Source organism: Pseudomonas sp. PA-4-8C (genome assembly GCF_021606625.1).
Lineage (GTDB): Bacteria > Pseudomonadota > Gammaproteobacteria > Pseudomonadales > Pseudomonadaceae > Aquipseudomonas > Aquipseudomonas lactis.
Genome location: NZ_WKCD01000010.1, coordinates 18,092 through 33,176, shown reverse-complemented (window position 1 = coordinate 33,176; position 15,085 = coordinate 18,092). Strand labels below are relative to the sequence as shown.

11 protein-coding genes are annotated in these 15,085 nt (G+C 59.3%); 6 read left to right on the top strand and 5 right to left on the bottom strand.

The annotated features are described in order from the left end of the window. Nucleotides 1-64: 64 nt before the first annotated feature. The 6 genes from panB (at nucleotide 65) to GIW04_RS03520 (ending at nucleotide 9,755) form a co-directional block, all read left to right on the top strand. The gene (panB, locus tag GIW04_RS03545; RefSeq protein ID WP_003194161.1) at nucleotides 65-865 is read left to right on the top strand and encodes a 3-methyl-2-oxobutanoate hydroxymethyltransferase; all 801 of its coding nucleotides are present in this window, start codon (nucleotides 65-67) and stop codon (nucleotides 863-865) included. After that, nucleotides 862-1,713, top strand: coding sequence for a pantoate--beta-alanine ligase (gene panC, locus GIW04_RS03540; protein ID WP_003194163.1), 852 nt, complete (start codon nucleotides 862-864; stop codon nucleotides 1,711-1,713). Before panB ends, panC begins: the two co-directional genes overlap by 4 nt. A gap of 224 nt (nucleotides 1,714-1,937) precedes the next feature. Then, nucleotides 1,938-3,602, top strand: a complete 1,665-nt coding sequence (gene pgi, locus GIW04_RS03535; protein ID WP_003194166.1) for a glucose-6-phosphate isomerase — start codon at nucleotides 1,938-1,940, stop codon at nucleotides 3,600-3,602. A 105-nt stretch (nucleotides 3,603-3,707) separates the two neighbouring features. Continuing rightward, entirely contained in the window at nucleotides 3,708-5,645 is a 1,938-nt protein-coding gene (gene acs / locus GIW04_RS03530) for an acetate--CoA ligase (RefSeq protein ID WP_120248833.1), read from the top strand. A 92-nt stretch (nucleotides 5,646-5,737) separates the two neighbouring features. Then, complete coding sequence (locus GIW04_RS03525; protein ID WP_120248832.1) at nucleotides 5,738-6,754, top strand: class I SAM-dependent rRNA methyltransferase; 1,017 nt, start codon at nucleotides 5,738-5,740, stop codon at nucleotides 6,752-6,754. An 88-nt stretch (nucleotides 6,755-6,842) separates the two neighbouring features. Then, on the top strand, nucleotides 6,843-9,755 hold the full coding sequence (locus GIW04_RS03520; RefSeq protein ID WP_236301287.1) for a DUF748 domain-containing protein: 2,913 nt from the start codon (nucleotides 6,843-6,845) through the stop codon (nucleotides 9,753-9,755). A gap of 282 nt (nucleotides 9,756-10,037) precedes the next feature. Here the strand turns inward: GIW04_RS03520 and GIW04_RS03515 are convergent, their stop codons facing one another. From GIW04_RS03515 to rbfA, 5 genes are all read right to left on the bottom strand, one after another. Beyond that, on the bottom strand, nucleotides 10,038-10,658 hold the full coding sequence (locus tag GIW04_RS03515; protein WP_003194178.1) for a BON domain-containing protein: 621 nt from the start codon (nucleotides 10,656-10,658) through the stop codon (nucleotides 10,038-10,040). A 295-nt stretch (nucleotides 10,659-10,953) separates the two neighbouring features. Continuing rightward, entirely contained in the window at nucleotides 10,954-13,059 is a 2,106-nt protein-coding gene (gene pnp / locus GIW04_RS03510; RefSeq protein WP_003194180.1) for a polyribonucleotide nucleotidyltransferase, read from the bottom strand. A gap of 196 nt (nucleotides 13,060-13,255) precedes the next feature. Then, nucleotides 13,256-13,525, bottom strand: a complete 270-nt coding sequence (gene rpsO / locus GIW04_RS03505; protein WP_003177875.1) for a 30S ribosomal protein S15 — start codon at nucleotides 13,523-13,525, stop codon at nucleotides 13,256-13,258. Between the two features lie 159 nt (nucleotides 13,526-13,684). Further along, complete coding sequence (gene truB / locus GIW04_RS03500; protein WP_003176136.1) at nucleotides 13,685-14,602, bottom strand: tRNA pseudouridine(55) synthase TruB; 918 nt, start codon at nucleotides 14,600-14,602, stop codon at nucleotides 13,685-13,687. Between the two features lie 3 nt (nucleotides 14,603-14,605). Next, entirely contained in the window at nucleotides 14,606-15,001 is a 396-nt protein-coding gene (rbfA, locus tag GIW04_RS03495; RefSeq protein WP_003176137.1) for a 30S ribosome-binding factor RbfA, read from the bottom strand. Nucleotides 15,002-15,085 lie beyond the last annotated feature (84 nt).

Here is a 15,085-nt window from a genome sequence, read left to right as displayed (position 1 = left end):
TGTATAAACGAAGACTCACGCGCGTTACTCGCTGTTTCCAAGCGCCTGAACGAGGACCCTTTTCATGCCAGACATTACCCTGACCACCTTGCAGAGCCTCAAGCTCAAAGGTGAAAAAATCACCATGCTGACCTGCTATGACGCCACTTTCGCCCACGCCAGCTGCCAGGCTGGCGTCGAAGTGCTGCTGGTGGGCGACTCCCTGGGCATGGTTCTTCAAGGGAATGACAGCACGCTGCCCGTGACCACCGATGAACTGGCCTACCACACCGCCAGCGTCAAGCGTGGCAACGATGGCGCCTTTATCATCGCGGACCTGCCGTTCATGGGTTACGCCACTCTTGAGCAAACCTTCCTGAACGCCGGCAAGCTGATGCAGGCCGGCGCGCACATGATCAAAGTCGAAGGTGCCGTGTGGCTGGCCGAGTCGATCCGGCTGCTGGCCGAGCGCGGTGTGCCGGTATGTGCGCACATGGGCCTGACGCCGCAGTCGGTGAATATCCTCGGTGGCTACAAGGTCCAGGGCCGCAATGAAGCCCAGGCCCGCCAGATGCGCGCCGATGCCATCGCCCTGGAACAAGCCGGTGCTGCGATGATTCTGCTGGAGTGCGTGCCGAGCGAACTGGCTGCCGAAATCACCCAGGCTGTCAAAGTGCCCGTGATCGGAATTGGTGCCGGTGCAGCCACCGATGGCCAGGTGCTGGTATTGCACGACATGCTCGGCCTGTCGATCACCGGCCACGTGCCGAAGTTCGTGAAGAACTTCATGGCCGGCCAGGACAGCATCCACGCCGCCCTGAGCGCCTACGTCAGCGAAGTGAAAAACGTGACGTTCCCAAGCGTTGAACACGGATTCTCGGCATGAACACCGTTAAAACCGTCCGCGAACTGCGGGCTGCCGTAACCCACGCCCGCAGCGCCGGCAAGCGCATCGGCTTTGTGCCCACCATGGGCAACCTGCACAGCGGCCACGCCACCCTGGTGACCAAGGCCGCACAGCAAGCGGATTTTGTGGTGGCGAGCATTTTCGTCAACCCGCTGCAATTCGGCGCTGGCGAAGATCTGGACAAATACCCACGCACATTGGCCGCCGACCAGGAAAAGCTCCTGCAGGCCGGTTGCAACCTGCTGTTCGCGCCCACGGTCGAGGAAATGTACCCCGATGGCATGAACGGTCAGACCCGTGTCAGCGTGCCACAGCTGTCCGAAGGCTTGTGCGGCGCCAGCCGCCCAGGGCACTTCGAAGGTGTAGCCACGGTGGTCAGCAAGCTGTTCAACATGGTCCAGCCGGACATGGCCGTATTTGGCCAGAAGGACTACCAGCAGTTGGCGGTGATCCGCGCCATGGTCCGCGACCTGAACATGCCGATCCAGATCATCGGCGAGCCCACCGTGCGCGCCGAGGACGGCCTTGCGCTGTCATCACGCAACGGCTACCTCACCGAGGAGCAACGGGCGGTCGCGCCAGTGCTGTACCGCGCGCTCAGCCAGATCGCCACGGCCATCAAAGGCGGTGATCATGATTTCGCCAGACTGCGCGCCGAGCACATCCAGCAGATTGAAGCCGCAGGGCTGCGCATGGACTACCTGGAAGTGCGCCAAGGCGTGCATCTGCGCCCGGCCACGGCTGAAGATCGTGATGTGGTGATCCTGGTCGCCGCTTACCTGGGGGCGACGCGCCTCATCGATAACCTGCACCTGAACCTCGCCTGACCCCGCTTTACCCTCAACCTGTTGCCCCGACGGCTGTGCCGGTATAAAAAAGTACCGGCCACAGCGCAGACAAAGCCAAGACATATCCACACGCTAGGTTTAATGTAACTGCCCTGCGCTATGGTTAGCGCTGTCTGGAACCCAGTCCTTGCGATAAGACTGGATGTTCCGGGCTTTGAAGTGTCCTAAAGGCAGTCCCCGTAATAAAAAGGAAACCCGCAGCGATGGCGTACTACCGCACCCCTCATGACGTTACCGCGCTGCCCGCCTGGCAAGCGCTTGTTCAACATCGCCAAGCCATGCAGGATTTCAGCATGCGCGAGGCGTTCAATGCCGATCCTCAGCGTTTTTCCCAGTTCACCTTGAGCAGCTGCGGACTTTTCCTCGATTACTCGAAAAACCTGATCACCAGCGAAACCCGCGACCTGCTGGTGGGCCTGGCCAAGGAAGTCAATCTCAAGGCGGCGATCGACGCGCAGTACGCTGGCGAACCGGTCAACTCCTCGGAGGGCCGCCCTGCCCTGCACACCGCCCTGCGCCGCCCGGTGGGCGACAAGCTGTCGGTCAACGGCGTGAACATCATGCCGGACGTGCACAAAGTGCTGAACCAGATCACTGACCTGGTCGGCCGTATCCACGACGGCCTGTGGCGTGGCTACACCGAGAAGCCGATCACCGACGTGGTAAACATTGGCATCGGTGGCTCGTTCCTCGGCCCGGAGCTGGTCTCCGAGGCCTTGCTGTCCTATGCCCACAAAGGCGTGCGTTGCCACTACCTGGCGAACATCGACGGCAGTGAGTTCCACGAACTGACCATGAAGTTGCGCGCCGAGACCACGCTGTTTATCGTCTCGTCCAAATCCTTCAACACCCTGGAAACCCTGAAAAACGCCCAGGCCGCCCGCGCCTGGTACCTGGCCCAGGGAGGCTCGGAAGCCGAGCTGTATCGCCACTTCATCGCCGTCTCGAGCAACAATGCCGCGGCCGTGGCGTTCGGTATCCGCGAAGAGAACATTTTCCCGATGTGGGACTGGGTCGGTGGGCGCTACTCGCTGTGGTCGGCCATCGGTTTGCCAATTGCTTTGGCCATCGGCATGTCCAACTTCAAGGAACTGCTGTCGGGTGCCTACACCATGGACCAGCACTTCCTGAACGCGCCGTTCGAAGCCAACATGCCCGTGCTGCTGGGCTTGCTGGGCGTGTGGTACGGCAACTTCTGGGGTGCGCAGAGCCATGCGATCCTGCCGTACGACCATTACCTGCGTAACATCACCAAACATTTGCAGCAGCTGGACATGGAATCCAACGGCAAGAGCGTGCGCCAGGACGGCACGCCCGTGTCCACCGATACCGGCCCGGTGATCTGGGGCGGCGTGGGCTGCAACGGCCAGCACGCTTACCACCAGTTGCTGCACCAAGGGACTCAATTGATCCCGGCCGACTTCATCGTGCCGATCGTCAGTTTCAACCCGGTGTCCGACCACCATCAGTGGCTGTACGCCAACTGCCTGTCCCAAAGCCAGGCACTGATGCTCGGCAAGACCCGCAGCGAGGCCGAAGCCGAGTTGCGTGAGAAGGGCCTGCCGGAAGCCGAAGTACAGAAGCTGGCACCGCACAAGGTGATCCCGGGCAACCGTCCGAGCAATACCCTGGTGGTCGAGCGCATCAGCCCGCGCCGCCTGGGTGCGCTGGTGGCGATGTATGAGCACAAGGTGTTCGTGCAGAGCGTGGTGTGGGGCATCAATGCCTTCGACCAATGGGGCGTTGAACTGGGCAAGGAGCTGGGCAAAGGCGTGTACAACCGCCTGACCGGCGCCGAAGAAACCTTGGCCGAAGATGCTTCGACCCAGGGCCTGATCAACTACTTCCGCGGTCGTCACCGCGGCTGAGGCCGTTCATTCAAGGCCACCGTCCGTTTGGACGTTGGCCTTGAACCCTCTTGCCTCAGGGTGCATCTTTATGACTTGTCGCAAAAACAAGAATAAGGAGCGCTCATGTTCGATATCAGCACCTTTCCCACCGCCGATGCCGTCCGCCGGGCTGCGCAACTGCGTCAAGAGGACTACCAGCGCCTCTATCGCCAATCTATCGACCAGCCAGACACCTTCTGGGCCGAACAGGCCAAGGGCTTTCTCGACTGGATAAAACCCTGGCACAGCGTCCAGCAGTCAGACATCCACACCGGTGCCGCCCAATGGTTTGCCGGTGGTCAGTTGAATGTCAGCTACAACTGCATCGACCGCCACCTGGCGCAGCGCGCCGATCAGCCGGCCTTCATCTGGGAAGGCGATGATCCGTCAAAATCCTGCACGATTACTTACCGTCAACTGCACCAAAACGTCAGCCGCCTGGCCAACGTCTTGAAAAGCCGTGGTGTGAACAAAGGTGATCGCGTGTGTATCTACATGCCGATGATCCCCGAAGCGGCCTACGCCATGCTGGCCTGCACGCGAATAGGGGCGGTGCACTCGGTGGTGTTCGGGGGTTTCTCTCCTGACGCCCTGCGCGACCGCATTCTCGACGCCGATTGCCGCACCGTGATCACCGCCGACGAAGGCGTACGCGGTGGCAAACCCGTGGCGCTGAAACAGAACGTCGACAACGCCCTGGCCAGTTGCCCGAACGTCAGCACCGTGCTGGTCGTCGAGCGCACCGGAGCGAGCGTGACTTGGCACGAAGGCCGCGACCTCAAGTACCAAGCCGCCCTGGACGCCGCCAGCGACAACTGCCCACCCGAGCCGATGGACGCCGAAGACCCACTGTTCATCCTCTATACCTCCGGCAGCACCGGCAAACCCAAAGGCGTGCTGCACACCACGGCTGGCTATCTGCTGCAAGCGGCGATGACCTTCAAGTACGTGCTCGATTACCAAGAAGGCGAAGTGTTCTGGTGCACCGCCGACGTGGGCTGGGTCACCGGCCACAGCTATATCGTCTATGGCCCGCTGGCCAATGGCGCCACCTCGCTGATGTTCGAAGGCGTGCCGAGTTATCCGGACAGTTCGCGTTTCTGGCAGGTCATCGATAAACACCAGGTGAATATCTTCTACACCGCGCCCACCGCCCTGCGTGCCCTGATGCGTGAAGGCAACGGCCCGTTGCAGAGCACATCCCGCGCCAGCCTGCGCCTGCTGGGCAGCGTGGGTGAGCCGATCAACCCGGAAGCCTGGGACTGGTATTTCAACGCCGTCGGCGAACAGCGCTGCCCGATTGTCGATACCTGGTGGCAGACCGAAACCGGCGGCATCATGCTCAGCCCGCTGGTCAGCGCCCAGCGCATCAAACCGGGCTGTGCTACCCAGCCCATGTTCGGCGTACAACCGGTGTTGCTCGATGAACAGGGCAAGGAAATCAGTGGCGCCGGCAGTGGTGTACTTGCCATCAAATCAAGCTGGCCGGGGCAGATTCGCAGCGTCTACGGCGACCCGCAGCGCATGATCGACACCTACTTCAAGCCCTACCCCGGCTACTACTTCACCGGGGATGGCGCACGGCGCGATGAAGACGGCGACTACTGGATCACCGGGCGCATCGACGATGTGATCAACGTCTCGGGCCATCGCATCGGCACCGCCGAGGTGGAAAGTGCCCTGGTGCTGCATGACCAGGTCGCCGAAGCCGCTGTGGTGGGCTATCCCCACGACGTCAAAGGCCAGGGCATTTACGCGTTTGTCACCCCCATGAATGGCGTCGAACCCAGCGACGAATTGAAAAAGCACCTGCTGGAGTTGGTCAGCAAGGAGATTGGCAGCTTCGCCAAACCGGAACTGATCCAATGGGCGCCTGCCCTGCCGAAAACCCGCTCTGGCAAGATCATGCGGCGCATCTTGCGCAAGATCGCCTGCAACGAACTGGACAGCCTGGGCGACACCTCAACCCTGGCCGACCCCAGCGTGGTGGACGGTTTGATCGACAAACGCCTCAACCGGTAGCGCCAGGATAATCCCCGGCCTCTGCAGGCCGGGGTTAGCTGTTAAACTTCGCGCCCCCTTTTTCTTATTCATCTGCAAGCAAGGCGCGCTCCATGACTCCCTTGAATCAGGCGCTGCGCGCCGCCCTCGATCACCGCCAAGACCTGATCAACACGCTGCACGCCCAGGGTACGGACTGCTATCGGCTGTTCCACGGCAGCCAGGAAGGCGCCGGTGGCTTGACCATCGACCGCTACGGCCCGCAATTGCTGGTACAAAGCTTCCACCAGTCCCTGGAAACGGCAGACCTGCTGGACCTGCACCAACTGATCAACCAGTACATGGGCCTGGAATTGTTGCTGGTGTACAACGACCGTGCCCGCGGCAACTCGCGCATTGACCGCGAAGACACGACGTACCGCGCCGAGCCTGGCGCTTTGGAAGACCTGGTTGGCCACGAGTGGGGCCTCAATTACCGTGTGCGTGGGCGCCACGCCGGGCAAGACCCATTGCTGTTCCTCGACCTGCGTAACACCCGGGGCTGGGTCAAGGACAACAGCGCCGGCAAAAGCGTGCTAAACCTGTTCGCCTATACCTGCGGCGTCGGTTTGAGCGCGGCAGCAGGCGGCGCACGCGAGGTGTGCAACCTGGATTTTGCCGAGGGCAACCTGGCGGTGGGGCGTGAAAACGGCCAACTCAACCCGCAGTTGCCGAGCATGGAGTTTGTGCAGTCCGATTACTTCCCGGCGATTCGCCAATTGGCGGGCCTGCCGATCACCCAGCGTCGCGGGCAGAAGCTGCCGAGCTATCCGCGCCTGGAACAGCGCCAGTACGACCTGGTACTGCTCGATCCTCCCGCCTGGGCCAAGAGCGCTTTCGGCACCGTCGATTTGTTGCGCGACTATCAAAGCCTGCTCAAACCCGCACTGCTGGCCACCGCCAACAATGGCGTGCTGATTTGCTGCAACAACTTGGCAAAGGTCAGCATGGAGGACTGGCGTGAGCAGGTGCTGCGCTGCGCGGAAAAAGCCGGGCGCCCGGTGCGCGAATGGCAGGTTATGCCACCTGGAGCCGACTTTCCCTCCAGAGACCAACAGCCTCCGCTGAAGACGCTGATCCTGCATTTGTAGGAAGTTTCCCAGCGTCCACGGTTCTTCGGAACCGAATTCCCGTGCCATACTCCAAGGCACTCTCGTTCGACATAGATGGCGTTCACCCATGCCCAAAGGATTGATCCGCGCCGTAGGCGCCTTGTTGACCGCCCTTGCTTTGTACAGCTTGCTGGGCTTTCTGATATTACCCGGCATCGCCCTTCGCATTGCCAACCAACAGTTGGCCAACTACGCCACAGTGCCGGCGCGAATCGAGCGCATCGAGCTCAACCCCTTCAGCCTGGAACTGACGTTGTGGGGCCTGAAGATCGGTGAGCCAGGCAAAGAGCAAGTAGGTTTCGAACGCCTCTACGCCAACCTGCAGATCGACAGCCTCTGGACCCGCGCCCTGCACCTGGCCGATGTGCAACTGGACAAGCCCAAGACCGAACTGCTGTTCGACAAGTCCGGCCAACTGAACCTGGCGCAGCTGTTCAAACTGCCACCGAGCGAGCCAACCCCGGCCGATCCTGATGCCAAGCCGTTCCCACTGCGTATCGACAGCATCAAGCTGGCCGGTGGTAACCTGCATTTCCAGGACCTGCGCCCCAGCGAACCCATCGAATTCCTCTACGACGAACTCGACTTCGAGCTGAAAAACCTCAGCACCTTGCCTGACGACAATGCCGACATGACCCTGGTCGCTGCGGGCCCCGAAGGGGGTCAGATCGACTGGAAAGGCAATTTCAGCCTGGTACCGATCACCTCCGAAGGCACCTTGAAGGTCACCGACGGCAAGATGAAAGCCTGGTGGCCGTATGTACGTGACGCACTGCCACTGGTGCTGGAAGACGGGGTGCTCAACTTCAGCACTGACTACAAATTCAGCCTGGCCAAAGAAACCGAGCTGAACCTGACCAACACCGCCGCCAGCATCGCCCCCTTTGCTATCAAGGCCCCCGATGGCCGGCCACTGGCACGCCTGGAGCGCCTGGACGTCAGCGAAACCACGGTAGACCTGGCCAAGCAGCAGGTCATTGTCGGCAAGATCCGCAGCAACAAGCTGGAAACCTGGGCCGCCCGGGAGGCCGATGGTCAACTGGATTGGCAGAAACTGTTCGCCAGCCAACCGAGCAAACAGGCCAAGGCACCGGAGCCAGCCGCTGCCGACGCGCCTTCGGCGGCCCCGAGCAAGCCGTGGCAAGTGCTGCTCAAGGATGTGCAACTGCGTAACTATCAGGTACACCTGGCAGACCGCCAGGTAAAACCTGCGGTCGCGCTGGAACTGGGCCCGTTGAATGTCGACGTACAGAACTTCGACAGCCTCAACCAGAGCCCCTTTGCCTTGAAGATCGACACCGGCCTGGGCAAACAAGGCAAGATCCAGGCAACCGGCGAGGTTAACCTCAACCCCGTCAGCGCCAAGCTGAAAGTGAACACCCAGGACATCGACCTGCGGGTCGCCCAGGCCTATATCAGCCCGTTTATTCGCCTGGAATTGCGCAGCGGCATGCTGGGCAGCAACCTGGACGTGAACCTCAAAAGCACCGAGCCACTGGCCCTTCAGGTCACCGGCCGCGCTCAGGTTGACCAGTTGCATACCCTGGACACCCTCAAGACCCGCGACTTCCTAAAATGGCAGCGCCTGGTGCTCGAAGGCGTGAATTACCAGCACGGCCAAAGCCTGTCGATCGACAAGGTCAACTTGTTGCAGCCGTATGCGCGCTTCATGATCAACGAAGATCGCACCACCAATATCGACGACCTGCTGATCCCGCAGCCCGCCGACAGCGGCAGCAAGTCGGCCGCCAAACCTGCCGCCAGTAACGACAAGCCCTTGGGCATTCATATCGGCCAGATCGCGATCAACGACGGTTCGGCCAACTTTGCCGACTTTAGCCTCACGCCCAACTTTGCCACCGCGATTCAACAGCTCAACGGCCAGATTGGCACCATCGACAGCCGCCAGGCCAAACCGGCCAGCGTCGACATCAAGGGCAAGGTGGACCGTTACGCGCCAGTGACGATCAAAGGCAGCGTGAACCCGTTTGACCCGATGGCCGCGTTGGACATCGCCACCAGCTTCAAGCGTGTCGAGTTGACCAACCTGACACCTTACTCGGGCAAGTTCGCAGGCTTCCGCATCCGCAAGGGCCGCCTGAATCTCGATCTGCACTACGTGATCACCAAAGGCCAGTTGAAGGCTGAAAACAAAGTGGTGGTCGAGCAACTGCAATTGGGTGAAAAAGTCGACAGCTCCGATGCCGTCGACTTACCGATTCGCCTGGCTGTCGCCCTGCTCAAGGACTCCGACGGCAAGATCTCCATCGAACTGCCGGTAAGCGGCGACCTGAACAACCCGCAATTCAGCGTGATGCCGATTGTGTGGCAGACCCTGCGTAACCTCGTGGTGCGCGCGGCAACCGCGCCCTTCAAGTTCATTGGCGGGCTGGTCACCGGTGGCGGCTCTGAAGACTTGGGTAATGTGTCGTTCGCCGCAGGCTCCAGTGAGCTGAACAAAGACGCCGAAGGCGCTCTGAACACCCTGGCCAAGGCGCTGAAAGAACGCCCTGCCCTGCGCCTGGAAATTGAAGGCACAGCCGCTGCCAGCAGCGACGGGCCGTTCCTGGCCGCACAGCGACTGGAACGTGAATACCAATACAACTATTACAAGATCCTCCAGCGCCGCGGCGACAAAGTCCCGGCCCAGGCCTCATTGCTTGAAGTACCAGAGAAGGAAAAAGCGCCATTGCTGGAAGGCATCTACCGCACCCGTCTCAAACAGCAACCCCCGGCCGAATGGAAAGACCTGGGCAGCGATGAGCGCTCGGCGAAGCTCAAGGACGGTGTGATCAAGTTCTGGAGTGGCAGTGACGTGCTACTGCGCCAGCAGGGGCAGGACCGAGCCAGCACTATCAAGGACTACCTGGTAGACAAGGGCCAGTTGGAAGACGACCGCGTGTATTTCATCGATGCGCAGTTGGGGCAGGCCGAGAAAGATGGCCGCGTGATCACGCCAATGCACCTGGATGCTGAGTAACTTCTAAGCACCGCCCACCTAACGTGGAAGCTGGCTTGCCTGCGATAGCATCACCTCGGTGCAACTGAATGACCGAGGTGCCAGCATCGCAGGCAAGCCAGCTCCCACATTTTTTGACCTGATCATTCTGTTTCAGCCTGAAATAGAACAGGCCCCGACACAAGTGCCGGGGCCTGTAATGACCACATCCGTGTGGTCGGTCGCATGAACTCCAGAGGTGCGTCAGGTGGATATCTAACTCACCCTAAGCCGCCGCTATTCAGTCCAGACGAAACGTCAACGTTACTCTGCTTTCAGGCCATCGGCCGAGACAGCTTTAACGCCTTTGATCTTCTTGGTAATCGCTACAGCCGTTTCTTTCTGTGCAGCAGTCACGGCGGTAGGCGACGACAGGGATACAACACCTTTGTTGGTTTCAACCTTGATGTCGGTGCCAGGAATACCTTTTTCAGTTACCAGGTCAGCCTTCACTTTGGTAGTGATCCAGGTATCGCTGGTGGTCTCTTTAGCGTCGTGGGCAGCGCCTTTGGTTTTGTCGATGCCGTCAGCCTTGGTAGCACCGCCAGCCAGCAGGCCGTCAGCAGAAACCGCAGTCACACCTTTGATTTTCTTGGTGATGGCTACAGCAGTCGCTTTTTGCGAATCCGAGATAGCTACGTCGGAGGACAGGGAAACCACACCTTTGTTGGTCTCAACCTTGATGTCCGAACCCGGAATGCCTTTTTCGGTCAGCAGGTCAGCTTTGACTTTAGTGGTGATCCAAGTATCCGAAACGCTTTCCTTAGCCTTGGTCGCTTCACCGGCCGCCAAAGTCATAGGGGCTTGGGAAGTCTGAGCAAAGGCTACGTTAGCACCCATGGCCAGGGTCAGAGCGGTAGCAGTAGCGAGAGCGAACTTCTTCATACGAGTAACTCCTGTTTTATTAAAAGTCTGCAGACGTAAACCTTCATGCTGCAGCGCTACCAGGGATATTGCAGGCAGTGTGCCAAGTCGCCGAACAGATTAAATCCCTTTATAAACAATGAGTTATAGAAACAGCGTATTTTCGAAATCGTGCAACTTGCATGAAGCGCATCGGGCCTGCATGCAAGTTGCGGCTTTTGGGCAGCGCTAAACAGCTGATTCTGCTTCATTTTCTCGCACCCATAAAAAAAGGACTCCGAAGAGTCCTTTTTTTCAGCGTAAAGCCTGCGGGTGTTTAAACGCCCGAAGCCTTGGCGGCTGCTACGTCCTTGATGGACAGCTTGATACGGCCGCGGTTGTCCACGTCCAGTACCAGCACTTCCACTTCCTGGCCTTCTTTCAGAATGTCGGTCACTTTCTCAACCCGAGCATCGCTCAGCATGGAGATGTGAACCAGACCGTCTTTGCCTGGCAGGATGTTGACGAACGCGCCGAAGTCGACGATGCGCTCAACCTTGCCGACGTAGATCTTGCCGATCTCGGCTTCAGCGGTGATGCCCAGGACGCGCTGGCGTGCTGCTTCAGCCGCTTCCTTGGTTTCGCCGAAGATCTTGATCGAACCGTCGTCTTCGATGTCGATCGAAGCCTTGGTTTCTTCACAGATCGCACGGATGGTCGCGCCGCCTTTACCGATGACATCACGGATTTTGTCGGTGTCGATTTTCATCGCGATCATGGTCGGAGCATTTTCCGACAGTTCGGTGCGAGACTGACCAATGATCTGGTTCATCTGGCCGAGGATGTTCAGGCGCGCTTCCAGGGCTTGGCCCAGGGCGATTTCCATGATCTCTTCGGTGATGCCCTTGATCTTGATGTCCATCTGCAGCGCGGTCACACCTTTAGCGGTACCGGCTACTTTGAAGTCCATGTCGCCCAGGTGGTCTTCGTCACCCAGGATGTCGGTCAGGATGGCGAACTTCTCGCCTTCTTTAACCAGGCCCATGGCGATACCGGCAACCGGCGCCTTCATCGGCACACCGGCGTCCATCAGTGCCAGGGAAGCACCGCAGACCGAAGCCATGGAGCTGGAACCGTTGGACTCGGTGATTTCCGATACAACACGGATGGTGTACGGGAACACGTCAGCGGCAGGCAGCATGGCCTGAACCGAACGGCGAGCCAGACGGCCGTGACCGATTTCGCGACGACCTGCACCGCCCATACGACCACACTCGCCCACCGAGAACGGAGGGAAGTTGTAGTGCAGCATGAAGGGGTCTTTTTTCTCGCCTTCCAGGGTGTCCAGCAGTTGTGCGTCACGGGCAGTACCCAGGGTCGCAACGACCAAGGCCTGGGTTTCGCCACGGGTGAACAGCGCCGAACCGTGAGTTTTCGGCAGAACGCCGACTTCGATGTTCAGCGGACGCACGGTGCGGGTATCGCGACCGTCGATACGTGGCTTGCCGTTAACGATGTTTTCGCGAACGGTGCGGTATTCGATCTCACCGAAAGCAGCTTTGACTTCGCTGGAAGAAGGCTGGCCTTCTTCGCCGGACAGCTTGGCCACGACCTGGTCCTTCAGCTCACCCAGGCGAGCATAACGGTCAGCCTTGACGGTGATGGTGTAGGCGTCGGAGATGGCAGCGCCGAACTCGGAGCGGATAGCGCCCAGCAGTTCGGTGGCTTCCGGGGCAGCAGCCCAGGTCCAGGTTGGCTTGGCAGCTTCGGCAGCCAATTCCTTAACCGCGTTGATCACAACCTGGAACTCGTCGTGAGCAAACAGTACGGCACCCAGCATCTGGTCTTCGGTCAGCTCTTTGGCTTCCGACTCAACCATCAATACGGCTTCGGACGTACCGGCAACGACCATGTCCAGGCTCGAGGCTTTCTGTTGCTCGTAAGTCGGGTTCAGCAGGTAGCCGGTGCTTTCGTGGAACGCAACGCGGGCAGCGCCGATCGGGCCATCGAAAGGAATACCGGAGATGGCCAGGGCAGCCGAGGTACCGATCATCGCAGCGATGTCCGGATCGGTCTTCTTGCTGGTGGAAACGACGGTGCAGACAACCTGCACTTCGTTCATGAAGCCTTCTGGGAACAGCGGACGGATCGGACGGTCGATCAGTCGGGAAGTCAGGGTTTCTTTCTCGGAAGGACGGCCTTCGCGCTTGAAGAAACCGCCAGGGATCTTACCGGCAGCGTAAGTCTTTTCCTGGTAGTGAACGGACAGAGGGAAGAAGCCCTTGCTCGGGTCAGCGGTCTTGGCGCCAACAACGGTCACCAGTACGGTCACGTCGTCGTCAACGGTAACCAGCACTGCGCCGGAGGCTTGACGGGCGATACGGCCTGTCTCGAGGGTAACGGTCGACTGACCGAACTGGAATTTTTTGATAACCGGGTTCACGGTGTCCTACCTTCTTTGTGGCTCTTGGGGGAACTTGTCTTCTTGCGAAATTCTTGGGCAATGCCGGGAATCGGCCCGACGCTCGTCCAGGGAAAAAACGTGTATCCAGATAAAACTTGAGGCTGGGAGCCTACCACGGGCCAACGGGAATCCCGATGACACGCGGCAGACAACCAACCTCTAGCGCAATCGCTTATTAGCGACGCAGACCCAGGCGACCGATCAGAGTCTGATAACGACCCAGATCCTTGCCTTTCAGGTAGTCCAGCAGCTTACGGCGCTGGTTTACCATGCGGATCAGACCACGACGGGAGTGGTGGTCTTTACCGTTGGCCTTGAAGTGACCTTGCAGTTTGTTGATGTTGTGGGTCAGCAGTGCAACTTGCACTTCTGGCGAACCAGTGTCACCAACAGCTTGCTGATAGTCAGCTACGATTTGTGCTTTTTCTTGAACGTCGAGAGCCATGAGGCAATCCTTTTTTTAAGGAAACCACCCAAAGGGCAGTTTCAACAGGCCAGGGACAAATCCCTGTATCTAAAAATGAGTGTTGACCATGCCTGTTAACAGCCACACTCGTTCCAGTTTGCGTAAAAGCTACTGCGCTTTACCACAAACTGGTTCCGGTCATTCTGACCGAATCAGCCGACGCGGCGCGATGCGCCCGTCTTCGCTCACTTCACCGATACCGATAAAGCGACCGTTATGATCTTGTACTCGCACCATGCCGAACTTCGGGGCATCCGGGGCGCGTACCGGCTGGCCGTTGAGCCAGTAGAACGCGCTGTGCTCCGAAAAGTGCAGCAATGGCCAATCGAGCAAACCGCTGTCCGATGGCATCAGGAAGCGATCAACCGCTTCGTTGCCGCCTTCGGCGTGCACTGCCTCAAGCTCTTCCAGCGTGACCGTCTGGGCCAAGGTGAAAGGTCCGGCTTGTGTACGTCGCAGTTCGGCAACGTATGCGCCACAGCCAAGTTGCTCACCAATATCCTCCACCAGGGTACGGATATAGGTGCCTTTGCTGCAGTCCACGGCCAAACGGGCAGTGTCGCCTTCACAAGCGAGCAATTCCAAGCGCGCAATAGTAACAGAACGCGGTTCGCGCTCCACTACTTCGCCCGCACGTGCCAGCTTGTAAAGTGGCTGACCATCGCGCTTGAGTGCCGAGTACATCGGCGGTATCTGACTGATTTGCCCACGAAAAGCGGGTAAGGCAGCTTCGATATCCGCACGACCAACGGTCACGTCGCGAACCTGCAAAACATCACCTTCGGCATCTGCCGTGGTGGTGGTCTTGCCCAGTTGCATCAGGGTTTCGTAACCCTTGTCGGAATCAAGCAGGTATTGCGAAAACTTGGTGGCCTCGCCAAAGCACAACGGCAATACACCGGTGGCCAATGGATCAAGGCTGCCGGTGTGCCCGGCCTTCTCGGCGTTGAGCAGCCAGCGAACCTTCTGCAACGCGGCATTGGAGGTAAAGCCAATGGGTTTGTCGAGCAGAATGATGCCACTGACGTTGCGACGAATACGTTTGACCTGAGCCACCGCTTACTCCTTGGCGTCTTCAGGTGTGGACGGATGCTGGCTGTCTTCAGCCACGGCGCGTTCGATCAGAGCCGACAGGTGCGCGCCACGCACGACGCTTTCGTCGTAGTGGAAGTGCAACTGTGGAACGCTGCGCAGCTTCATTTCACGGGCCAACTGCATACGCAGGAAACCTGCAGCAGAGTTGAGCACCTTGATGCTTTGCGCGATTTCTTCGCTGTTGTCCTGCCCCATCACGGTGATGAAGATCTTGGCGTGACCCACGTCACGGCTCACTTCAACAGCGGTAATGGTGACCAGGCCAACGCGTGGGTCTTTGACTTCGCGGCGGATCAGTTGGGCCAGCTCACGCTGCATCTGATCGCCGATACGCTGGGTACGGCTGTATTCTTTTGCCATGTCTTGTTACCTGTTACTGCCACACGGTGAAACCCGTGGGGTCTGAAAGCGGCAAACGCCCGGCCTGACAAAAGCCAGACCGGG

Coding starts and splice junctions, on each gene's coding strand:
- acs (WP_120248833.1), top strand. CDS start 3,708: ATGTTCGATATCAGCACCTTTCCCACCGCCGATGCCGTCCGCCGGGCT.
- GIW04_RS03520 (WP_236301287.1), top strand. CDS start 6,843: ATGCCCAAAGGATTGATCCGCGCCGTAGGCGCCTTGTTGACCGCCCTT.
- pgi (WP_003194166.1), top strand. CDS start 1,938: ATGGCGTACTACCGCACCCCTCATGACGTTACCGCGCTGCCCGCCTGG.
- rbfA (WP_003176137.1), bottom strand. CDS start 15,001: ATGGCAAAAGAATACAGCCGTACCCAGCGTATCGGCGATCAGATGCAG.
- rpsO (WP_003177875.1), bottom strand. CDS start 13,525: ATGGCTCTCGACGTTCAAGAAAAAGCACAAATCGTAGCTGACTATCAG.
- GIW04_RS03515 (WP_003194178.1), bottom strand. CDS start 10,658: ATGAAGAAGTTCGCTCTCGCTACTGCTACCGCTCTGACCCTGGCCATG.
- panC (WP_003194163.1), top strand. CDS start 862: ATGAACACCGTTAAAACCGTCCGCGAACTGCGGGCTGCCGTAACCCAC.
- GIW04_RS03525 (WP_120248832.1), top strand. CDS start 5,738: ATGACTCCCTTGAATCAGGCGCTGCGCGCCGCCCTCGATCACCGCCAA.
- panB (WP_003194161.1), top strand. CDS start 65: ATGCCAGACATTACCCTGACCACCTTGCAGAGCCTCAAGCTCAAAGGT.